The following is a 21,189-nucleotide window of genomic DNA, read 5'->3' as shown; positions in this document are numbered from 1 at the left end:
TCTCCAGCAGCTCGGCTCGCTTTGTCTCGAACTGCCTAACATCGCTTCGGTAGTGCCCCGATGCGTCAGTGGTGGCCTCATGACCGAGTTCACGCCACATGTCGACAGGAAAACCCGCCCTACGCAGCAGTAAACGCGACCCCATCTTCCAAACAGGTTGTCCTGTCATCCTCAGTCCTGGAAATTGACAAGGTCGAATGGCCGGTTCAGTTTCGTTCGTGGTTGCGGAAGCGAGTCGATCGCAACGCATCCGTTCGCAAGCTCAGCAGCCAACTCGGCCGCAGCGTGCGGATGTGTAAGACTCCTTCTTGCGATGTCGATGGCAGTTGTGGTGGATACCCTTGAGTCACCGGCAGCGTGTCTACCTGCTATGGCCTGTGCCGTGCGATACGGGTCGCCGATCCTCCGTGCAGCGACTTCTGCATGCACGAAATGACTTTCGGCAGCATCAGTGTTGCTGAGCCGCAGGTGAAGGCCACCGAGTTCGAGATTTACCTCGCACTCGTGGAAATCGTCGGTGCCCGCTCTCGCGGCGTCGAGCACCGTGCCGAGTTCGACCAACGCGGAGTCACTCTCGCCCACTAACAGCTTCAACCCTGCTGAGCGGTATGAGTGGTGCTTGCGGAAACTGATGGTGTCGGCACCCGGTACGCCAGCGAACCGCTCCCAAGTACGGAGCGCCATTTCAGGTTTGCCCGAACGCTCCTGCAGGACACTGATGTTCGAGTAAATGTTGATCCGTAGGTGTGCCGAACTCGCATCATCGAGATCAGCAAGGCACCCTAGCGCCTGCTTCTCCTGCTCGAATGCGGACTTGTGCCGCTTCTCCGCGAAGTAAGTGAGGCCGCGGAGATTGTGTAGCCACCCTCGCTCGCGCCGCATACTTGCGGGCTCACCGGGAGTCGGGGCAAGTGCGGCGAACCCAGCTTCCAGCTCGCTGACGGCTGCAGACAGTTGGCGTTTGCGTTTCGTCAAGGTCAGTGCGCTGTAGAGATGTGATTGAGCTCGGACCTCAGGCGAAAGCCCTTCGCCCGACTCACGCATTCGACGGAACCACTGCAGGGCTGAGGTCTGATCTCCGCGGAAGGTTGCTTGTATGCCAAGGACTTTGGCGAAGTATGCTGCCAGATCGGAAGCGGTGCGCAAGATTCCGGGTTCGAACTCGATGGCGGCTTCACGATCGTCGCCGGCGCGGATCGCCTGGTCGAGGATTTCAGCGACCCGTGTTTCGCCGAGACGTGGCAGATAACGTAGCGACTCAAGCGCCACGATCGACATGCCCTCCCAGTTGGCACTGAAGAAGCCAGCCTGGCAGTAGGTCAGCGATGCGGCAAGCCGATCGGTTAAGTTGCTCTGATTGCTGATCGCCGCCTCGAAAAGGCTGGCCTCTTGCCCGACGCCTGTCGTGGGCAACGTAGGGCTTGAGTCGATCACCCACTCCGATTCGGCCACCGATGCGTTCATTCGTGCGAGGCAACGGCGACGTTCCGCTCGAAAATCCGCCTCGATCCCCTCTGGCACACGTACCGAGCCGATGTCGTCGACGACGATCCGCGCCGAGGACTCCATCCGGGCGAACTCGAATGCCCTCATGAATCCCCGCAAGGAGCTGAGGTCGGTCTGGCCGAGCCCCCGGAGCACCAGCGGGCGATCGAGCTCGATCATCCCGGCGCACAGTGCTGCGGCCGCGACCGCGACTGTCCTGTACACCTGCTCGCTTTCTCGGTGCAGACGACGTTCGGAGGCGGCCAACGCAATGTCTTGCAGGGGACGCGCGGGTGTGACCTCGCCAGGGAAGAGGGTCGCCCATTCGGCGGCATAATCCGTCGGCAGAGAGCCGAACGATGCACCACTCGAACGCATATCGGAGATCGCTTGCCTAAGTCCTGCATAGGACGCGGCGGGTCCGGTCGCGACATCGGAGATGACCGCGCGATCGGCGGTCACAGATCCGACTGTCACGGATGCACCACCGATTCGGCCTCAGCGAGCGCGAGTGGTGCAATCTTGTTCTCGACTTCGTCTAGATCGAAGTCGACATCGTCCAGATCGTCTAGGTCCTCGAGCGTGTCATCGACAACGACTTTCGCGTCTACGCCTTCGTGGTCCGCCAGTGACCCAACAGCTTGGCCGTCTTCGTCATGGTCAACGGCTGTGACCTTCTTCTGCACTTCACTGCCCATCGTAAACTTCTCCACTCTTGTCGGAATTTCAGCAATCGAATGAATTGCGCACAGATCGGCAAGACGTGCCGATCTTGTCCCCTCCGAGCTTCCCAGCTTGCGTCATCAACGAAAGTTGTTACTGCTCTTCTTTATACCTGCCGTGTACACCGAATAGCATTGCTCTGCAGTACTTCTCAGAGAATTTGAGTCCGACTCAAGAAACCGAACCCCGATCAGTCCACATCGAACGAGGTCGAGCCTAAGAGCAACGTGGCATTAGTTCGCGTCTGACATGCTGAATGCAGTTGTCCCAGTGCGCAATTCCGATTGAAGTTGAACGGTCCACGTGAGCGGCGGTCGACTGAGAATTGAGTGTGCGCCTGAAAGCCGAGCCCCCTCGTGCGTAACTGAATTACAGAACACGCCAACATCCCGGTCGGATGGGCGCATATTCTGCTGCCAAACACAAACTATCGACACCCGCCCTCGCTGTCAATAACAGATACGTATTTGTAATACCGTACGGTGATACCGAACCGACTACCGTATGCTGAGCGTGTGTCGATACGGCTCTAACCGCAGGTAGAGCATGTCCCACGCGAAAAGCCTGCGGTATCTGCTCAGACCCGGCACCAATCTCAGCAGTGGTACCGACTTTGGGCTCAACGCAAGATCGCATGGCAGCACCAGCGCAAACCAACACAGCAGTTCGGAGAGCAAGCTGCTCGACGAGACCCGGTTCTGGAGCTGCTGACATCTCCGAATCACACGAGGCGGTGGCGCGTCTGCTGATGACAGGGTCATCACAGCTACACGCACCAAAGCTCTACCCGTCGATTCCGAGAGCGCGCATGAGGTGGCCCCCGCGGGCGACACCAGCTACACTGAATCAAGTTAGTAGAAGTGATTCAAAGGGAGGTGATTCGTATGCCAACGACGCATATGGGTGCGGCGATCGAGAGTGCTCGCGAGGCAGCTCAGCTGTCCCAGAGAGCACTCGAAGATCGAACCGGCATCTCGCAGTCGACGCTCAGTCGCATCCTGTCCGGCAAACGCGCAGCGAAGATGACCGAGATCATTCAGATCGCGGACGCCACCGGGTGCACCGTGGCCCAGCTGACCGGAACAGCGGCCGCAAGCCGAGTGTTGTGTGCCGCGCGAGCAACGAACGGCTCAGCCATGGATAAGATGCGCCAGCGACTGCTGCACTTCGTCGAGTTGGACGCCTATTTGGACGACCAAGCCATCGCCGCTCCCCGGTGACGATACGTAACACGACTCCGGAACAGCAGGGCAAGGAAGCAGCGAGCGCGTTCCGTCGTGAGCATGGCCTGGGAGTGCTCCCCCTCGGTGACCTCGCAGCGCTGATCGAACAGATTACCGGGCATGACGTTGCTGTTCTTGACGTCGGCCCCGACGAACACGGTCTTACAATGCGTGACCCCGTGCGCGATGTCGCGTTCATCGGGGTTGCGCGCACCCGCAACCCCATGCGGCAGCGCAGCACGCTCGCTCACGAACTCGCCCACGTCATTTTCGGTGATTGGACCGATGACGAAGATCTGGGCAGTGTTCGATCCCCCCTGGAGATAAGAGCGGACGCGTTTGCTCGACACCTCCTTGTACCCCTCGACGGTCTGACCGCCTTCCTCGGGCACCGTGAGAGCATCACGGCAGCTGAGCTATCCGCTGTGGTGCAATGGTTCCTTGCTTCCCCTGCCATCTCCTGCATTGCGCTCCATGACTGTGGATACATCGACACCGCGACCAAAGCTCAGTGGATGGCCCTTGGCACGCCCCGGCTCGCAACCCGCTTCGGCTGGAGCGATCAGTATCAGTCCCTTCAGAACGACTCTGACCGCACACGATCCCCACAACGATTACTCGCACGCGCAGTATCCGGCTACAGCGAAGGCGTCGTGACTGCACAAACCGTCGCCACTCTGAGAGGACTCACTGTCGACATAGTGGTCGAGGAACTCACCCAAGCCGGAATCATCCCGAGGGAACACCAACCGCAGTGGACCGCTGCGACGGATCTGCCCCCTGTCACCGTGGACCTCAGCGACCTACTAGACGACGAGACACCTGAGGGTTCATACGAATGAACCAACGTCCAATCATGGATGCAGGACCCGGACTGAACTTTCTCTCTGTCAACAAGCAACGCCTGCTTTTCAGCACCTTGGGCGCGCTGAGTGTGCCAGAAGCGGTAAAAGCAGAGATTCTTCGCAAATCCGGTCATGACAAGCGGTTTGAAGTTGCAGGCCGCGTCTGGGCGAAGTTGCCGGAGCGACTCATGGAGATACTGTCAGACGATGTAACCGATGAACTGTCGGCAGCTGTTCACCGCATCAGCGGTGTCCCTATAAACCAGCGGACGCGTTCCGGAAAAGACCTCGGTGAGACCATGGTCATTGCTCACGCCACTGTGGCCGCCGAAGCCGGGGAACATGTCATCGTCCTCATCGACGATGGCGGAGGGTGCAAGGCCGCAGCAACCGAGGCCCGCCGGCTGCAACGGCTCAACACACTCGGTGCCGAAGTCGGCAGCATTCGCCTCATCAATACCGTGACTGTGCTCGAACGCGCAGCAGGTGGCGAACACATTCCTGACAAGAACGCCATGCGAGACCTTTACAGCCGACTCCGAGGTCTGGATGACGGATCCCCACCGCTGGATACCACCAACCTCATGAACCTGCACTGCTGGCTGTAGGCGACTCGCTCCAAATTGGCAGCGGATTCCTGGTACCGAAATGGCTTACGATGCCCTTCCGATTCGGCGAGATCTGTGCTCCGCAACACTGCCACGGGTCGGCCCCATCGCACGCTCACACCAACGCATTCCGCTTTGCAATCGAAACCGAACAATGATCGGGCGTCCGGTTGCTCGCACTGGTCAAGGCTTGTCCGCTGCCAGACCTCAGTCACGGTGATAGCAAGCTGACCGCCATCAAGCACCACCGCATCGTCGTCGGAATGACCCGCAGCACACTTGGCAGAACCAGCATCGACCTGCGATAGCGCCCGTAGCGATCGACCTGCGATAGCGCCCGTAGCGTCGGCAGCTACCGCTCCAACCCAGCGACTCAGAAACCCTGAAACAACATAGGAGTTCGCAGGTACAGTCGAAAGCCGCTGGCCTCGACGAAGGGTATGTGACGTTGACGATCGATGGCACCGTGCCGGACTTCGCAAACCGCCTGACTGCGTTGAGATCTGCACGTTTCACCGAGTTGCGCCCCGGCCAGAGCCAAGTGCTCAGCGCATACGCCGCAGAGCACCTGGCCACACCGGATCTGGCAATCGAAATGGCCACCGGCGAGGGTAAGACCCTACTTGCGCTGCTCATTGCCGACTACGCGCTTGATCAAGGCCGGACGGTCGCCTATCTGGCCGGAACACGGCAACTCGCGGAACGTGTGAAAGCAGAGGCGGAGGAGCTCGGGTTAGAGGTGGCTCTTTTCTCGAGCAAATCCTACGGCGCGACCACGCTCGACGACTACCACCAAGGCCAGGTCGTCGGAGTGATGAACTACTGGGTCTACTTCAACTCCAGCCCTGTTCCAAAACCCGCCGACCTCGTCATCTTCGACGACGCCCACCTCGCCGAGCAACCGCTGAGCTCTATGCGCACGTTCCGGATACCAGACAAGGCCGGTGAAGCCAGGACGCTCTATCGAACGATTTGCGGCTTCGTGATCGCACACACGGCGTCGTACCCCGGTCTTCACGCAATGCAGGACGGGACAGCTCGACCTGGTACGCCACCGGAACTACTGTCCTTCAAGGACTGGAAAACCCTTGAAGAACGCATACGCAACGCCATCGAAGCATCGCCCTACGTCACGGATAAAGAAGCCAAATATGTGTGGCCCATCATCCGGGACCACCTCGGGTATTGCGGGGTACTGATTGGCCCGTCCGGTATCGAGATCCGCCCCTATCATCCGCCGACAACCCTCGACAAATGGTACGCAAGCGCCAAGCAGCGAATCTACTTGTCAGCAACCCTCGGCACCATGGACGACCTGCAGCGACGAGTGGGTGGCCGTCAGATTGTGGCCCTGTCGACCGCCGACCCGTTGAATGCAGCATCAACAGGCGAGCGTCTGTTCATACTAAACCCCAGCCCAGAAGAAGCTCTCGGCCCCAACACACTTGCGTGGGCGCTCGACCAGTCGACGAAAGCAGGCGGCAGAACCGCCTGGCTGTGCTCGAGCCACGCCGAAGCCGACGCCCTACAGGCCAAATTAGTGGCGAAAAGCCTCACGGTATTCAGACTCAAGCCCAGTGACGACTCCATGTTCGACAGTTGGACTCATGCTGCCGCTGGCCATCTCATCGCGGCAGGACGCTACGACGGGCTCGATCTCGCTGGTGACCTCTGCAAGCTCGTCATCATCACATCCGTACCTCAAGCAAGCAGCGAATTCGAGCGATTCGTAGTCGCCTATCTCGGCGACGCCAGTTTCATGCGCCACCGCGTCGGCCAACGCGTGACACAGGCTCTCGGACGCGCGAACCGCGAACCCTCGGACCGGTCGATGTATCTGGGCTTGGACCCGCTGTTTGCTCGGGTCCTGGCCGATCCGGTTGTCCGACAATCAATCCCCACAGGCACTCAAGCCACCGTCCAAGGGGCACTGCAAATTCACGATACCGACTGGGCCGGGACGCGGGACACCTGCGATTCATTCTGGGCCGCAGGGTCACCAACTGCATCACCGCCCGTGGCCACGTACACGCCGCCTCGCCGGCGACGACCCGGGAAAAAGACGGGCGGCAGCAGCACCGTGTCGAGCGCGGATCTCGAGGTAACCGCTGTCGCCGACATGTGGATCAGCGACCACACTGCGGCAGCACAACACGCACGGGAGGCATCGGACATGCTCGCCGCCGCAGGCGAAACCGAGCACGCCGCGTTCTGGCGGTACGTCGAAGCCCACGCGCACTTCACCGGAGGGACATCCAAAGACATCACAGCGGCTCGCAACGCGTTGGAGGATGCCACCCGTGATGGACCGCGGACCACCTGGTTCAAACGACTCCGTCGCACGATTTCGGACCTCGACGGCTACGCGGATCCCGCCGATGACACGGACCAACTGTTCCTCCTGTGGGATGAGTGGCGTCGGGAGGCCGGCTCCCGGCTGGCGAAGGAGCTATCGGCCGGACGAGTCTTGCTTGCAGGGAGCCACGACGAGCAATGTGCGGGCCTGCTCGTGCTGGCGCGTCTTGCTGGTGCCAGCGGTGAACGACCACCGGACAAGGAACAAAGCGCCACAGACTGTCGATGGACCTGGTCGACCACCAAACGGTCCGAACGCCGTGCCTGGGAGGTCAAGACAGTGCCGGACGGTGACCCACCCCCCTTGATTCGCGGAGACGTCAATCAATTGCTCGGGCAGATACAGGTCGAGAAGACACGCGCACCCAACACCCGTGTCTACGGCTGTCTGCTCACTCCCGCTACGGAGGTGAAGAGGGATGCGCAGGAAGCGTCACACGACATCATCGCGCTGATCAACCACACGGCCGCGCTGCATCTGTACGACCTTCTTGCCGAACGAATTCAGCAGTATGACGCGCTCTGTGGAGACGACAGCGCGTCGTCTCGCGGGAAAGCCCGCACCAAGGTGGAGGATCGACTACCGGGCGGGCGCTGGCTCGGCGCACTCCTGAGCCCGACGCATGGAAAACTGCTCACGAAGGCCGATCTAAACGATCTCTTCCCGAACTAGAGGTCCATGAGGTGCCGAAGGACACGAGTCAAAGTCTGGATCACACGTCTTCAGGATGCGCTTGCTGCATAAAACGCGGCCAACCGGATCGAACCAAGAAGTGTGGGCCAAACTGCTTCCCTACATCGAGCGCAACATATAACGGCGTCGAGAGCGAAATGACCAGAAACGCCAGCACTCTTGCGAACAAGTTGGCTAAATGGGGTGGCTGGAAGCCTTCTTAGTGGATCCAAAATATTGACGCGACACGCCTTTGGGGAATGGCCCAAAAAATCGCCAGAACGAAGACTCGACAGCCGCCGAGACCACTCGAATCATGCACTAGATGCGAGTAGATCTCATGCGCGAGATACGAAGAATGGCCCCTATCAATCAAGCCGCACGCGAAAGTACGGAACCATCTCATTTCTCATACCCTCACAATTGCCGAATGCGCAGCTGACTTCATCCACAGGGTTGTCGTGAGTAGGTCGGCCTGTTATATACTGACCTTCCAATCTTTCAAACTTTTCTACGAGAGGTTTTCTTCGCTGTGGCTAAACAGGTATCCATCCAGCTGGTCGACGATATCGATGGATCTGTCATCGACGAGAATGCGGGCGAGACAATCGAATTCTCGGTCAGCGGTGTCGAGTACGTAATTGATTTGAAAACGAAGAACGCCAACGAGTTTCACCGGAAATTGAACTACTACATCGATCATGGCACCCGCGTAGGTGGGCGCAAACGCAAGCCCTCCCCCGCAGCCACTCCAACTCCGGCTGCCTCTATAGGCTCACCGGCCAAGCGTGATGCTGCGCAAACCCGAGCAATCCGCAAGTGGGCGATCGACAAGGGGTATCAGGTCAGTCAGCGCGGACGTATACCCGCCGATGTCGAAGAGGCGTACAACGCCGCGCACTGACAGCCCAGGGCATGTTGTCAGGCTCGAGCCAGACCGCCGACACGCTCCGAACGAGCTCGGTCGAAGGCTCGATCACCCGGGGAGGGCGATTCGGAACTGTGCGCGATCGGCTCCGCGATCACCGGGTACACAGAGACAACCAGTCTGCCGCCGACTGACGAGACGAGCCCAACCCGAAGACAGCGTCCGGCGTCCGAGCAACCCACACCGTGACCAGCCTTGAAGGGCTCACACATATTCTGTCGCACACCGACACCGACGCCCCACGAAAGCGTGAGCTGGCCTGGTTCGTCGACGACAGCAGGCCGCGGATAGCCGGCAGAGATCAGGCCTCCCGAAGTTTTGCACCGCCGCTGTTCATTCCGCGGCTGCACCAACGGTGGCCGCGAGCACAGGCCTTGTCAACCGCAGAACGGTGTCGAGATCGCCTCCGTCATCGAAGCCGCCCGGACCGGCGGTGGTTGTCACACCGCAAAGGATTGCCATGACGGCATCGGTAGCGTCGACCGATTCCGGCCGGATCCCGTTACCGGTGATAATCGCCAAGACTGCGGCCCTGAGAGGGTCGTACGTCGCAGATCGTGCCGCGGCTTCGTAGTGGAGATCGGTCCACAAAACTGCTGTAGCCCGCAAGGACCAATACCGCCTCGCATGGGTGAAGTAGCCGCCGAGCAAACCCTGAACATCGGCCACTGCGTCTCCCGTCGACGAGCGGGGAGCTCGGAGGAAATCGCATCGTCGGGCGGCCTCGTCGATCACGGCATGAACAACAGCGTCCTTCGATGGAATGTGGAAATACATGCCCCCCTTGGTTACCCCTGCAGCCTGGACCACGTCGTTGACTGTGACACCGCTTCCCTCGCAAGCGATGATGCGAGCCGCACCCGCAATCACAGCGCCGCGCGGGTCCGTTGCGCACGCTTCTGCGGAGGGCGCGCGCGCTGCTCGACATCCGCATGCTCCGAAACCTGTCGGTCGACAACCGTCATGTCACACACTCCATCGCTCCATCGCTCCATCGCTCCATCGCTCCATCGCTCCATCGCTCCATCGCTGCATCGCTGCATCGCTGCATGGACTGCTTCTGCACTCCGGTCGCACCTGCACGGATCCGGGTATTCCGTCGACGACCGATTGATCACGGTGCCGGGCTAGGAAGTTCGCCATTGCACAAAGTTGCTCGGCTCCATCAGGCCATGATTATGGCTTCGGAGGTGGACACTTCGAGCACCGGCAAAATACACGAAGTCAGGAACGTCCGCTCCCGCAATAGGTACGGGAGGCGAAATTACCATTTCCACCGCTCACGTTGCGTCGAGCGACGCTCTGTTCTGGACCCGAATAGCCTTACCAAATGGATATCAGTGGTGTTGCTTCGATTATCGGCGCTCTCGGTATCGGATCCTTTGCAGGCCAGTATCTGATCGGCAGCCAGCAACGCCGTCAACTGCGCAGTGAGGTTCTCCGGCACTTGGCGAACACCGAGCGCACCCGGTGGGCAGGGGCGTTGTCCTCTGATCCATCGTTTCAGCAGTTCAAAGACAGTATCCGCGAGCTCGAAACAGCCGCGATCATCGCAAGGGTCCCTCGACGACCACTGAGGTTGTACATCCAACTGGCCACTGCAGCACGCCTGATGAGCGACGACGACGTAGAAGAAAAAGACGGGCAGGAAGAAGCCGGGGGAATCAGCACTGCGTTGAGTCGATGCGTGCGCTCGTCAGCGGCACAGCTCAGTCGGCTGATGTGGTCACCATGGCTCGCCAGAGCATGCATGAAGCGACGAACAAACGAAATCGAACGTGAAGCGCAAGGCCTCGACGAGGCGGTGGTCTCGGCAGTGGACAGGGCCAAGAAGTTCCACACCTACTACTGAAAGATGCCGCCGATCGCGAACTGGAATACAAAGCTCGGGCGATCACACCGCCGCCGCCTCCGCCGCCGCTGTTCGTGTACTTAACCTGCAGCAATCGCCGCGACGACGTGAGCGGCCTCGATGGTCTCGCTGGTCACGGAACATGCTCGTACCAACGCATCCTGCAATACGACCAGCTCCCGGCGGACACTGCGGCCGGCCACGTAGTGGTCGAAGAGATGCTGGAGGGCGTCATCGTCGATGACGTCGATCGCGCGAAGATTTGGATTTTCGACGGCCCGGCGAGCCCGCATGCCGATGATCGACCCCAATGCAGCTGAATTGGCCAAGGCAGGCAACGTGATTCGAGTGTTCAGATACTCGCGGGCCTGTTCGTAGTGGGGACTGCTGAGGTAATCGTTATGGACGGCGACAACGCATGCGGCCGGAAGTCGCTCGGCGATCATCCTCAGAGTCGAGCCGAAGAACATCGCGATCCGCGGCTCCGGATCGACCCCGATACCTGGACGACGTATCCACTGGTCCGTGTCATCGAGCACGAGCGTCGGAATCAAGCCACTGCGCGAAATCAGTTCCAGGACCCTGATCGCCTGATCCACGACATCCTCACCTTGCGATGGTTCGTTCACCACGCTGCCGAGCTCGATCGCGAGATTGCCAGCCAACCATGGGAGACCAACCGAGAATTTGACCGGTCGATGTGCGGAACCTCCGCGCATTTCCCGAGCAATCTTCTGGACTGCCCGGTTCTCGTCGAGCTGTTTGGCTATGGTGTTGACCAACAGACGCGGGAATTCAGCCGGATCGGAGACGAGGGAGTCGTTCTGAATCCCCATCCTGATCCTCAGTGCTGCAACGTTTTCGGAGTGAAGAGCGTCCATCACGTACTCGGTGATCGAGGACTTACCCGAGCCACTGGCACCGATCAGAGCCACACGCTCACGACGCCGAACAGCATCCATGAAGCGCTGCTCGTAGTCACCACTCACGGGGCCAGTGAGTACGTCGAACGGCACATGGACCTGCCACATACGATCCGGATCCGGCGACGGGTCGAAGGCCTTCGAGTCCCGCAATTGACGAAGTAGGTCGCCGCTCATTTCTGATCCTCCGGATCAGCTTGTTCGGCCCGCAGCCATTCCGCCGGCGGAGTCAACTCGTACACACGCCGCGGCCGCCCCGGACCCGACGAGACTTCGCTGCTTCGGACCAGCCCCTTCTCGTAGAGCTGCTTGAAGACCTGTACTGCACGAGGACGCGTCCACCCCAACGCGGCCAGCAAGTCATCATCCGATGCGCTGACCGGACCCCGCACCTTCATTTCGGCCGCCAGCATCGACGCTGGGCGACCCAAAGCCCAGAGCGCATCGTCTCTATCGGCGAGGGCCAGGTAGTTGTCCTCGTACGACCCGGGGTCCTGCAGGAATCCCCGCAGAGCACTTACCAGATCTCGGGGGTTTCGCCCTACCGCATCAGCAAGGGTGCTGGCTTGCGGTTCCATGTCGATTCCGGCGCGGCGAGTGATCAACTCGATGCTTTCCACTCTCGAGAGCGGGGGCACGTCGACGATCTTCTCGAAGAATGCATCTGCAGGCGGAGTCAGGAGACCTTGACGGTCACTCTCACGCACCGACACCGCCCACAGGTATCCCGTCGCCCACACCTCATCGCGGTACCGCCCGAACAGTGCGTGCCCGGCCGAGGCGGTGACGTCGTCGACGATGATCACCGGATACAGCCGCGTCCCAAGCGGAGCTGTGCCGTCGTCGCTTTCTGCTGCCCATCGCCGAAGCGTGTCGTCGATGAACTGCAGGCGAAAGTCACTCAATCGCCGCAGCAAGACGTCGGGCCCGTCACTGTCGACTGCCGGTTCGCCGGTGACCTGTTCTACGACGCGGGCGAGCATGTCACGGCCGTCCGAGATCCCCTCGACCCGAACGAAGCTCATCGGGAAGTCGCCTTCTCGGCGGGCACCGGTGAACGGCGATCGGCTGTCGAGCTGCAGCCGTCGAAGGAGCGACGTTCGGCCTGTGCCTCGGTCCCCCGTCACCAGAACGTTGAGCTCAGCGTTCAATCCGTCCCAGATCGCGGCGAGTTCGTCTCGCCGGCCGACGAACAGTTCGGCGGCGACGGAATTGTCGAGCAGAGGACGTGCGCTGATCTTCATGAGACTTACAGTACTTACTGTAAGTTCCGTTAGCAATGCCCTGCGGGCTCTTGACCACGATCGCTACAGCAGATCCGGAACATCCAAGATCGTGACACCGGTTTCTTCACGCCACCGCTCCAGCAGATCCGCTCGCTCGGACAGGGTGACCGTGGCCTGGACGGTATGACGATGCTCCTTGCCAGCCACCCCCGCTTGCCCGAACAGTGCAATGCACCGCCGGGCATGTTCGAGGTCGTGGCGGGCCCAGTACCGCAGACCCTCGAACCCGGCCATCCGTAACGCGGCCGCCCACCGCTGCGTCAACGGATAGTCAGCGGTCGAGAAGATCTCCGCCGTCACCCCGAACGCAACACCGGTGTTCGCAGTCAGATCGGCGAGCCTGATATCAGCATCCAACGTGATCGTCGACGCTGCACGCGCATCGACCTCGTATCTCGGCACGATCTGTTGGCCACCGAAAATCTCCAGAAGAGTGACCACTTCGTCTTCCGCCAGGTAGCAAGTCCCATCAGGGGCTTCGAGGTCGAACCTGCCGCCGCCATTCGATGAGTACCACCACGGTCCCAGACTGGCCTGATGCGATCGAAACAGCTCGGTCCCAGCCGGGTAGACGCACGACGGAAATCGCTCCGCCAATTCACCGACGGGCTTGGGCTCGAACAGATGAACGACGGCACGTTCAGCGCTCACGCCGCAAGCCGACTGACCGCAGCCCGGGCGGCGCGAGCCACGGTAGGCACGTCCCCGTCGAGAAGGGCTTGCCGCGGCGTGCGGCCGTCGAGCTCTGGCTGAGGGGTAGTCAGCCACGCGACCGTCGACCATCCACGCGGGTCCTGCCCCGCCCACACGCGGAGGACCTCTTGGATGCCGAGAATTGGCTTCGCGGGCTGGGCATCGGTGAAGCCCGCGGCGGCGTACCCGTATTTGCCGTTGCTGCCGGTCAACCGAAGAACGCGGTTCTCTTTCACAGCCTTGCTCAAGGCAGCACGCGTCCAACCCGCAACGTCGAGGGCCTGACTCGGGGTCAATATTTCCCCTACGTGCTCACTCCACGCGCGACGCGCCTTCAGGCCGTTGACGATGCCATCGAGGCCCGCTATCGCATACGCCAGATCACGCTCATCCGGTGCGCCACTGGCCTCGACCAGCCGGTGCGCCATGACCTCGAAATCCTTCTCGACAGTGGACATACCCCGATCATCCCCGGCCGCCCCTGCCATGTCAACCATGTCAACCATCACAGGCGGCGAGGGGTGGCTCACCCCCGCTGGCCACTTCTGAGACAGATCAGTAAGTGGGGCCGAAACGCCGACAATGGACCTAAAGCACAGCAGGCATAGAACGTGTGGGCCTCCTGAGCCGAAAGGCTCTGTCCGACTGCACCTTCTCAGAAGAATCGATAGCTCGAGGAGTTGATGGTGAAGCCGTGTCCGGTTTCATCGTGGCGGCAGCTCGCACCACCGTTGAGGCCGTCGAACTCGCAGGTCATTCCGTACGCCGTCATGCTGCTGCCGTACTGGAAGGTGGTATTCCGCATCGATTGCCGGTCTTCCAGGTGTGAGTTGCCACCCGAATCCGCCAGGAAGCCCGTCTCACCGTCCGAGCCCACCTTGATCAGGCGATCGTCAATTCCGGAGGTCAGGGGTTCGCCCAACGGTGGTGAACAGAACGCGCCCGTCCGCGAGATCGTGCAGTAGTAGTTGCCGCTGGGCGCGGAGAGTTCGCAGATACCGCCGTCGGCGCAGACACCTGGGTCAACCGGCGTCCCACCGAACATGTCACCGGATTCGGACTCGTCGGATTCGTTGAGTTTCTGGCCTGCCGGTGGCACCGCGGCTGCTGCGGACGGAACTACGGATGTCGGGGCTGAGGGTGCGGCTGTGGAGGTGTTGCACTGCTGCACTTGAGGAAAGCTCAGATCGTCATTGGGATTCCCGCTGGGATAACCGAATTCGACGGGCATGACCTGAACGTTCGGCGTCATCGCCCACCCTTCGGACAGCTGCGGGAAGTCGCGCAAGTCGGCGATGAACGAGATGGTCTCACCGACGGCCTCGGAATCCACCGCTCTCGGAGGAACACTGATCATGCCGTCGAGGTCGTTGGTGTTCCCCTCGACCGTCCACTGCTTACCTCCGGAGCCGTACACATTGCGGCTGAAACTCAGGGTGTATCCGCCCTCTTCTTCGACAACGTCGTCGAAGAAGAGGGCAGCGGAAAAGTTGAGGCTCCCCGGGACCGGGTGGTAGTCGTCGTACCCGGGAATCGAGAGCAATTCGGGGATGGGAGGCGGCGGGCCGGCCATCGTCAATTCGATTCTGAGGCGATCTCCTCCTGCATGTTCCAACAGAGCGGTCTGAGCGCGGATCGCGTCGGGTGCCGGTCGATCGACGAACGGACCTTCCGACTCGGCTGGCTGTGGCACGGACGCGCAGGAGAGGGTTAGCGGAAGCGCGGACCAGTCGATACCTGAAGCTCTTCCCTGATCGGATGCACGGACAAAGGCCACGACCGTAGCAACTGCGATCACCAGAACGCTAACGACCACAGCGGCCATGATCAGTGGTCGACGACTGCGCGGCATCGCGTCCGGCTGACCAGCAGAGAATGCACTCATGGTCCTCAGAGTGCCACGGCAGTACGACCCAACGAAACGACTGGTCCTGTTTTCGCCGACCGGATACGAACGGCGGGTTGCGTCTCGGCGCTAGTGGGAACATCGAGGTGATGGACACTCCTAGAAGCGGCCCAGATAGCAGCGACAACCCAGCACCTGGTTGGTATCCGGACCCCCATTCACCGTCGCTGCGCTGGTGGGACGGCAACAACTGGTCCGATACCGTCGTGGCGATACCGCAGTCTCAGCCACCGCCGCCCAGCGACAATCCGGTGCCATGGAGTCGCCCGCGTCAGAGCTCGCCGGCAGCGTCGGCCGAACCCTCACGTGCTGCACAGTTGTTCCGTCGACATCGGAAGCGGCTGCTGCTCGACGCCGTCCTCCTCCTCGTCGCGTCTCTGCTGCTCTTATCGGTGTTCCGGAATCTGGGCACGATAGTCGGCGGATCCCCCGAGACCGCCGACTACGTGCGAGTGGCGATCCTGCCGATACCAGCGGCCGGGGCCGCATTCTGGTTGTGGCGGCGATCGCAGTTCTACGTGGACCGCCAGCCTGAAGGCGAGGCCGCCGGCACGCGATTGCGCGATGCTCTGATGGCTGTGTGGTTCGTCGGAACCGTGGTGCTCTCTGTGCTCGTCGCAGTCCAAGCAGCTGACGGCGAGCCGTCGTTGAGTGGCACCGAGTTGCAGTCGATGTTGCGCTCCAATCTCGGCGCTGCCGAGGGCTCCCCCGCTCGAACAAACACTATTGCCTGCCCAACCAACCGGGACTTCGTCGACGGAGATGTTGCGCGCTGCACCGTCGAAACCTACGCAGACACCACCGAGGTTCTCGTTGTCACAGTCTTTCGGGAGGGCGATGATTGGCGACTCGGCATCGACATCGGCTGAGCAGCCCTCTACGAGGTGCGATGCGCCCGCACGCCTACGTCACCCCGATCTGACCTACGTCGCGTCAATTCGAGCACTACCGCGGAATGATGGGTCTCGCTGCGTCGTAGCACCCGTCGACGAAGTCTTCGCGGTCGATATCATCCTTCTCCACGAATTGATCGCCAACCCGCCGACCGGACGTGGCAGCAAGGGTTCCGCAATCCGTACGAAGCGAATCGTCGGACCAACTGTCCGACGACAACGCGGTGAAGCTGGTCGCGTACGTCGTACCGGTCTCTTGACCCGCACGGTAGGAGAGCTCATCACGACTGTGGCTGTTCACTTGCCAGACCCCCACCGCGAGCACAGCGATGGCGACGGCGCACACGACGACAACCTTCCGCCGGGGCGACCCACCGGCGCTATGCATGAGCGTGTTCCCCGTGTGCGCAGATCGGGGCTGTGACGGGCCGTTGTCCAGTCGTTCGACGTTCACGATCGTCGTGACGTCGGGCCGTTCAGCTCTGAGCTCCGCGAGAATGTGTTCCGATGTCGCGGATTGGTCCACCTGCATGTCCCATACTTGCTGCAATCCCGAATGAGCCACATATGTCACCCTCACCAAGGACTGTCGGCTCGATGCGGTGGCGCTCGACGCCAAACCCGATCCAGAAGACTGCTCGGCGGTGGTGGCTGCGCCTCCGGCCGGAACGCCGGGTGTCGAGCTTTTCCACAAGTGCTGGAAATTGGTCGACGACACCGCCTGTTGGCCATCATTGGATGGCGACCCAGATCCCTGGGGTGCGGCTGTAGGTCGAGACGAGCGCAGCGCAGCAGATGCACCAGGTACAGGCGCGAACTCGTTGGTCCAGCTTTGTCCGTCCCACCACCGCAACGACGGCGATTGGGGATCTGGATACCAACCAGGAGCCGGGTTGCGGCTACTACCTGTCGGTCCGTTACTGGGAGGAGTCATCTTTCAGAGTTTCGCAAAGACCGGCGGCCAATGACTCCAAACACCGAAAAGAAGCCCTCCTGCGACTCCCTCGCCGTGTGCAAAAACGCCGAGATCTGCGGGCGGGTGGTGGACCGAAGCTCTTCCACCTCAGTCCTTTTCAGCCTCGACGCCATCCATACCGCGGCGGAGATTGGAAGGTAGTTCTAGGCAATGCTTCTCGGCAAGGAGCACCGTCGCTCCGTAGTGGCGGGCTTGCTTCACCGTGTCCCCTAAGACGTGTTGGTTGGTGGCAGCGCCGGCGAGGACCGCAATGAGGGGCATCCCCATGCGTGCGTTCTTGATTGGGACTCGCTGCCCGTCACTCGCCTGCTTCAGGAGTTTCTCCACTGCGGCCATGAGCCGATGGTCCTCCCTCAGCTTCTGGCTCCAGTTGACCCGCCCCTTCGCCGCGTCGAAGGCACTGGCCGCGTTCTTCACCGAGCGCACCTTTACCGCCTGGTTCTTGTAGGCACGCCCCACCATGCGGTCGATGACGTACTTCATAGCGGGGTCTTTGGCGTTCAAACCGTAGGAGTAGCAAATGCGAGTGGCGATGGCACCCGTGAGCGCTTGCATGGCAATCATGTCGAGGCCGATGGCCGCTGCGCTTCCAAGGACAGGGACTGGGATCATCGCGAGCGAGCCGAGTAGTGCCCCCTCTCCGGCTCCGATGGTTCTCCACCGCAGCGACATGCGATCGGTGAGTTCCTCCAGGTGTTCCAAGTCCAGTTTTCGGAGGTCCGCGAGCGACTCCACTTCGCGACCCTTCTCCCGGTGATATCGGAGCACCGTCTCCGGATTGGTCAGTTCGACCACCCAGTCGTTGAGAAGTTCGAGCATCTGCACAACGTTGTGAACCGCGGGGACAAGCGCCGCGCCTACTGCTATGCCAGCTGCATCCTTCACCTTCTCGGGCGTACGGTGAGCCACAGCCTTGCCGACGTGCGATGCCTTGTCCTTCGTAGCCTGCACTGTGGTGTCCAGCGCTGCACGGGCCTTGAGCGGTAGAAGCGCCTTCCGCCCCTCAGCTTTCTTCTCCCAATGCTCCTGGAGCTCCTTCCACCTCTTCTGCTCATAGAGGGACATCTGAGTGGGCACAGCAACCTCGTCCATGCCCGGAAGGCTAGGGGAGGACACCGTCACCAGCCGCAGCCGGACCACTGCCACTTACCAATCAAGCGGCCCCCGCGACAGAGGACCACGAACCAATAACACTCACCACCGCCGTAGCCACAGGCACGGTTTTTTGCTGCGCCGCGGTACCACCTCCTCCGTCACGTTCGGGCTTGCCCGGGCCGTCAGGCCTAGGGCGCGTCGTCGAACGGTCCGAACGATGCTTCGTCCCAATGCCGTTCGAGCGCGGCATTCCATTCGTCGATGTCCGAGGCAGAGAACAGGTGCATGTTGTGTTCGGTGAGTAAGAATCCGGTGTCGCGCCATGCTTGGAGGTACGCGGGGTTCTCCCCTGCTTCCATGGCCTTGTCGATCAGCGAGTCCACGTCGGCCAACAGGGTCTCCTCGCTGATTTCCTGCGGCGTGTCGGCATCTGGGTCGAAGAACAACGGATCGTTGGGCCCGAGGTCTCGGCCGAACTTGTCCCGGAACGCCTGTTGCTGCTCTTCGAGAGAGTCGTTGAGCTCCGCACCACCCACCGTGTCATTGCTCCACGACAGGGTGCGCCCACCGTCGGCGTTGGTGCGCCGTTGCACGAACGAGGGATCGCCGCTGCGCTCGAGCACCAGCGCAGCATGCTGCTCACGTGAGACGCCTTGCTGTGCGAGTCGCTTTCGACGTTGCTGGACCTTGCGGGCGCGTTTGTCGCCGGCGGCGGTGCGTTTCGGTGTCATACCTTCACCGTCTCAGAGATTGTCCGGAACGTCCGGTGTTCGGCCGAGACTGCGATCTACCGTTGCCACTTCTCGCGGAGTCGACGCAGAGTGCCGGACAGGGACTCATAGTCGATTTGTCGATGCCACTCAGTAGGTCGCGCAGCTCCCCAAGCCCCGGAAGACCGACGCCCACAGCTTCATGCCGACGGCGATCCGTCGTACTTGCGCCAGAAGCACGCGCGGAGGCGGTGCCGGATGTTCGCGTCGAGGTCGTCGACGCCCAGCGCATCGGACGCGTCGCGCAGTAGCGCGCGGTCGATGTCCGGCGGGATGGACGGACGTGCGCGTTCGAGTTCGCGCACATCGTCTGGGGTGTTGCTGTTCAGGACCGAGTCCAGGACGTTGACCACCACCTTTTCGATGAGGTCGTCCTGCGCAGTTTGCTCCTCGTAACTGGGTGCAATCCACGACGGTTGCCCGGTCGATCCGCTGTACGCGGGAACCGGCACGTGCGGCGACGGAGCGGGCCGAGGTGCGGCGGTGCTGCGCCTCGAACTGGTCACTATGTCGAGCGGAGTGGGACGAGCACGAGAGGAGCGAGCATTCGAGGGTGTCAGTGCCGGGATTGCGGGCTCTGGCGGTGATCGTCGCTCGATCTTGGTCACGGCAGCATCGACGATGTCACCGTCGATTGTGTCGAGTTCGTCTGCAGCTCGCAGGAGATGCCGACTCACCGCGTGGGGTGCCCCCACTGTGGTGGGCACCGCCAGCAGAACGACCTGCACACCGTGTGCCTGTGCTTCCTCTACGGCTTCGGTGAGGTCGTCGTCCCCCGAGACGAGGAAGAACACGTCCGACGCGTCGTTTCGAGCATGTGCGACGAGATCGAGACCGATGCGCAGATCGACACCCTTCTGCTCCCCGTTCACACCGAACCGCCCGAGTCGGAGTTTGACCTTCGACAGTTCACCGATGCGCTCCTGCTGGGCGTCGGGCACGCCGTGGCGGGCCGAGTCGTACCAGTGCACTCGGAGGGCCGGTAGCCCTGATCGGGCTTCGGCAATGCCGATGAGCGACGCGACCAGGGCTGCGTAGTCGACGTGGATTCCACTGCGCAGCGAGGTACCGGTGACGCGTTTTGCCGCTGACGCCAGTAGGTAGCCGGTATCGACGTAGAGCGCACAGGTCGAGCGCACGATCAGCTCCGCCCAGTGCCTGCCGGGGCGGGTGCAGGAGAGTCCCACGGTTTGACTCTGGTGAGGGTTGTCTGCAGGTCGGGGGCGAAGAAGAATTCCGAGTTCTCCTGGACGAACGAGAGAGTGACGCCCTTGTTGTCGTTTCGGCCGCCCCCAGTTGGCGCACCCGGGCGACGATTTTGGCCGTACAGCACCTTCACCTTGTCGCGAATACCCAGGACTGCGGCATAGGCGTTCGCGCTGAACGCCTCGACCTGGTTCTTGTTGAAGTGCCCGAAAGCAGTCGCGATGACTCGCGCCGCTCCGCGGTGCTCGGTCCATACTCTCCACAGGGCCAGAGCGTTTGCTTCCGGGAACAGTTGATCGATCCGCCAGGACTCCTCGCGCAGAAGTTTCGCGATGAGCTCGGAAGTCGGGTTACGACCGTCGTCGCGGATCGCGATGAGGATCTCGTCTGTACATCCGCGCTTTTCCCGAACCGCCCACGCTCCGAACCAATGGTGCGCCGCCATGGCGAACAGCGGGCGCGAATTTTCGGTCAGGGCGGTAAAACCGATTATTTTGGTTTGCGGACTATGGGCACGCAGGTATTCCAACACGGAGAAGCCGGTCGCGGCAGTTCCATCTTCACCGGGTCCGAGTTCGAAGTCGACGAAAGCATAGTCCCAACCGGACATATTTGATTCCGACAGGCTTTCGTAGTTCTCGAATTTGTCGACAGTTCCGGTCTCACCGAATATGTCATTGAATTGACGATCGAATGCTATGTGATCCTCTACGAGCAGAACTCGAACCATGGTGACGCCCCCTTGCTAG

At 61.2% G+C, this 21,189-nt stretch carries 20 protein-coding genes; 7 read left to right on the top strand and 13 right to left on the bottom strand.

Annotated elements, in window-relative coordinates:
- Positions 1 to 171 precede the first annotated feature (171 nt).
- The gene (locus tag CH275_RS09540; protein ID WP_218828764.1) at positions 172 to 1,947 is read right to left on the bottom strand and encodes a hypothetical protein; all 1,776 of its coding nucleotides are present in this window, start codon (positions 1,945 to 1,947) and stop codon (positions 172 to 174) included.
- A gap of 11 nt (positions 1,948 to 1,958) precedes the next feature.
- Entirely contained in the window at positions 1,959 to 2,183 is a 225-nt protein-coding gene (locus CH275_RS30260; protein ID WP_143546730.1) for an ammosamide/lymphostin RiPP family protein, read from the bottom strand.
- A gap of 909 nt (positions 2,184 to 3,092) precedes the next feature.
- Between CH275_RS30260 and CH275_RS09530 the strand changes: the two genes are divergently transcribed.
- The 5 genes from CH275_RS09530 (at position 3,093) to CH275_RS09510 (ending at position 8,816) form a co-directional block, all read left to right on the top strand.
- A complete protein-coding gene (locus CH275_RS09530) occupies positions 3,093 to 3,428 on the top strand; it encodes a helix-turn-helix domain-containing protein (RefSeq protein WP_094677785.1) in 336 nt (111 codons plus the stop codon).
- 170 nt (positions 3,429 to 3,598) lie between these two features.
- Positions 3,599 to 4,273, top strand: a complete 675-nt coding sequence (locus CH275_RS09525) for an ImmA/IrrE family metallo-endopeptidase (RefSeq protein ID WP_306436945.1) — start codon at positions 3,599 to 3,601, stop codon at positions 4,271 to 4,273.
- A 14-nt stretch (positions 4,274 to 4,287) separates the two neighbouring features.
- Entirely contained in the window at positions 4,288 to 4,884 is a 597-nt protein-coding gene (locus tag CH275_RS09520; protein ID WP_256990940.1) for a hypothetical protein, read from the top strand.
- A gap of 448 nt (positions 4,885 to 5,332) precedes the next feature.
- Entirely contained in the window at positions 5,333 to 7,912 is a 2,580-nt protein-coding gene (locus CH275_RS09515; RefSeq protein WP_179276070.1) for a DEAD/DEAH box helicase family protein, read from the top strand.
- 532 nt (positions 7,913 to 8,444) lie between these two features.
- Positions 8,445 to 8,816: a histone-like nucleoid-structuring protein Lsr2 gene (locus CH275_RS09510; RefSeq protein WP_094677486.1), complete on the top strand. Its 372-nt coding sequence runs from the start codon at positions 8,445 to 8,447 to the stop codon at positions 8,814 to 8,816.
- 357 nt (positions 8,817 to 9,173) lie between these two features.
- Here the strand turns inward: CH275_RS09510 and CH275_RS09505 are convergent, their stop codons facing one another.
- Positions 9,174 to 9,710, bottom strand: a complete 537-nt coding sequence (locus tag CH275_RS09505; RefSeq protein ID WP_094677484.1) for a TetR/AcrR family transcriptional regulator — start codon at positions 9,708 to 9,710, stop codon at positions 9,174 to 9,176.
- A gap of 460 nt (positions 9,711 to 10,170) precedes the next feature.
- Here CH275_RS09505 and CH275_RS09500 point away from each other — a divergent pair, with 460 nt between their 5' ends.
- Positions 10,171 to 10,692, top strand: a complete 522-nt coding sequence (locus tag CH275_RS09500) for a hypothetical protein (RefSeq protein ID WP_094677482.1) — start codon at positions 10,171 to 10,173, stop codon at positions 10,690 to 10,692.
- Positions 10,693 to 10,772: 80 nt separating this feature from the next.
- Here CH275_RS09500 and CH275_RS09495 read toward each other — a convergent pair whose 3' ends face one another.
- The 5 genes from CH275_RS09495 to CH275_RS09475 form a co-directional block, all read right to left on the bottom strand.
- Positions 10,773 to 11,792, bottom strand: a complete 1,020-nt coding sequence (locus CH275_RS09495; protein WP_094677480.1) for an ATP-binding protein — start codon at positions 11,790 to 11,792, stop codon at positions 10,773 to 10,775.
- Positions 11,789 to 12,859: a hypothetical protein gene (locus tag CH275_RS09490; protein WP_094677478.1), complete on the bottom strand. Its 1,071-nt coding sequence runs from the start codon at positions 12,857 to 12,859 to the stop codon at positions 11,789 to 11,791. The genes CH275_RS09495 and CH275_RS09490 overlap by 4 nt, the downstream gene beginning before the upstream one ends.
- Before the next feature lie 63 nt (positions 12,860 to 12,922).
- Positions 12,923 to 13,552, bottom strand: a complete 630-nt coding sequence (locus CH275_RS09485) for an RES family NAD+ phosphorylase (RefSeq protein WP_094677476.1) — start codon at positions 13,550 to 13,552, stop codon at positions 12,923 to 12,925.
- Positions 13,549 to 14,052 (bottom strand): hypothetical protein, encoded by a 504-nt coding sequence (locus CH275_RS09480; protein WP_094677781.1) that lies wholly within the window; start codon positions 14,050 to 14,052, stop codon positions 13,549 to 13,551. Before CH275_RS09480 ends, CH275_RS09485 begins: the two co-directional genes overlap by 4 nt.
- 197 nt (positions 14,053 to 14,249) lie before the next feature.
- The gene (locus CH275_RS09475; protein WP_143546729.1) at positions 14,250 to 15,287 is read right to left on the bottom strand and encodes a hypothetical protein; all 1,038 of its coding nucleotides are present in this window, start codon (positions 15,285 to 15,287) and stop codon (positions 14,250 to 14,252) included.
- 302 nt (positions 15,288 to 15,589) lie between these two features.
- On the opposite strand from CH275_RS09475, the gene CH275_RS09470 reads away from it, so the two are divergent.
- On the top strand, positions 15,590 to 16,369 hold the full coding sequence (locus CH275_RS09470) for a DUF2510 domain-containing protein (RefSeq protein ID WP_179276069.1): 780 nt from the start codon (positions 15,590 to 15,592) through the stop codon (positions 16,367 to 16,369).
- 76 nt (positions 16,370 to 16,445) lie between these two features.
- Here the strand turns inward: CH275_RS09470 and CH275_RS30340 are convergent, their stop codons facing one another.
- The 5 genes from CH275_RS30340 to CH275_RS29160 all read right to left on the bottom strand — a co-directional run bounded on the left by CH275_RS30340 (position 16,446) and on the right by CH275_RS29160 (position 21,170).
- Positions 16,446 to 17,327 carry a DUF2510 domain-containing protein gene (locus CH275_RS30340; protein ID WP_094677470.1) on the bottom strand — a complete coding sequence of 294 codons (882 nt, stop codon included), beginning with the start codon at positions 17,325 to 17,327 and terminating at the stop codon, positions 16,446 to 16,448.
- Between the two features lie 129 nt (positions 17,328 to 17,456).
- Positions 17,457 to 18,461 (bottom strand): EcsC family protein, encoded by a 1,005-nt coding sequence (locus CH275_RS09460; RefSeq protein WP_143546727.1) that lies wholly within the window; start codon positions 18,459 to 18,461, stop codon positions 17,457 to 17,459.
- 191 nt (positions 18,462 to 18,652) lie between these two features.
- Complete coding sequence (locus CH275_RS09455) at positions 18,653 to 19,195, bottom strand: hypothetical protein (RefSeq protein ID WP_094677466.1); 543 nt, start codon at positions 19,193 to 19,195, stop codon at positions 18,653 to 18,655.
- A gap of 179 nt (positions 19,196 to 19,374) precedes the next feature.
- Positions 19,375 to 20,373: an NYN domain-containing protein gene (locus CH275_RS09450; protein WP_179276099.1), complete on the bottom strand. Its 999-nt coding sequence runs from the start codon at positions 20,371 to 20,373 to the stop codon at positions 19,375 to 19,377.
- 2 nt (positions 20,374 to 20,375) lie between these two features.
- The gene (locus CH275_RS29160; protein ID WP_143546726.1) at positions 20,376 to 21,170 is read right to left on the bottom strand and encodes a response regulator; all 795 of its coding nucleotides are present in this window, start codon (positions 21,168 to 21,170) and stop codon (positions 20,376 to 20,378) included.
- Between the last annotated feature and the right edge of the window lie 19 nt (positions 21,171 to 21,189).

The sequence above is a fragment of the Rhodococcus sp. 06-235-1A genome (genome assembly GCF_002258785.1).
Lineage (GTDB): Bacteria > Actinomycetota > Actinomycetes > Mycobacteriales > Mycobacteriaceae > Rhodococcoides.
This window is presented reverse-complemented; position numbering and strand designations above follow the sequence as displayed.

What these genes read in the sequence shown, in the direction of transcription:
- CH275_RS09455 (WP_094677466.1), bottom strand. Translation starts at nt 19,195, where the DNA reads ATGACACCGAAACGCACCGCCGCCGGCGACAAACGCGCCCGCAAGGTC.
- CH275_RS09480 (WP_094677781.1), bottom strand. Translation starts at nt 14,052, where the DNA reads ATGTCCACTGTCGAGAAGGATTTCGAGGTCATGGCGCACCGGCTGGTC.
- CH275_RS09470 (WP_179276069.1), top strand. Translation starts at nt 15,590, where the DNA reads ATGGACACTCCTAGAAGCGGCCCAGATAGCAGCGACAACCCAGCACCT.
- CH275_RS30340 (WP_094677470.1), bottom strand. Translation starts at nt 17,327, where the DNA reads ATGACTCCTCCCAGTAACGGACCGACAGGTAGTAGCCGCAACCCGGCT.
- CH275_RS09500 (WP_094677482.1), top strand. Translation starts at nt 10,171, where the DNA reads ATGGATATCAGTGGTGTTGCTTCGATTATCGGCGCTCTCGGTATCGGA.
- CH275_RS09490 (WP_094677478.1), bottom strand. Translation starts at nt 12,859, where the DNA reads ATGAAGATCAGCGCACGTCCTCTGCTCGACAATTCCGTCGCCGCCGAA.
- CH275_RS09520 (WP_256990940.1), top strand. Translation starts at nt 4,288, where the DNA reads ATGGATGCAGGACCCGGACTGAACTTTCTCTCTGTCAACAAGCAACGC.
- CH275_RS09525 (WP_306436945.1), top strand. Translation starts at nt 3,599, where the DNA reads ATGCGTGACCCCGTGCGCGATGTCGCGTTCATCGGGGTTGCGCGCACC.
- CH275_RS30260 (WP_143546730.1), bottom strand. Translation starts at nt 2,183, where the DNA reads ATGGGCAGTGAAGTGCAGAAGAAGGTCACAGCCGTTGACCATGACGAA.
- CH275_RS09495 (WP_094677480.1), bottom strand. Translation starts at nt 11,792, where the DNA reads ATGAGCGGCGACCTACTTCGTCAATTGCGGGACTCGAAGGCCTTCGAC.
- CH275_RS09460 (WP_143546727.1), bottom strand. Translation starts at nt 18,461, where the DNA reads ATGGACGAGGTTGCTGTGCCCACTCAGATGTCCCTCTATGAGCAGAAG.
- CH275_RS09530 (WP_094677785.1), top strand. Translation starts at nt 3,093, where the DNA reads ATGCCAACGACGCATATGGGTGCGGCGATCGAGAGTGCTCGCGAGGCA.
- CH275_RS29160 (WP_143546726.1), bottom strand. Translation starts at nt 21,170, where the DNA reads ATGGTTCGAGTTCTGCTCGTAGAGGATCACATAGCATTCGATCGTCAA.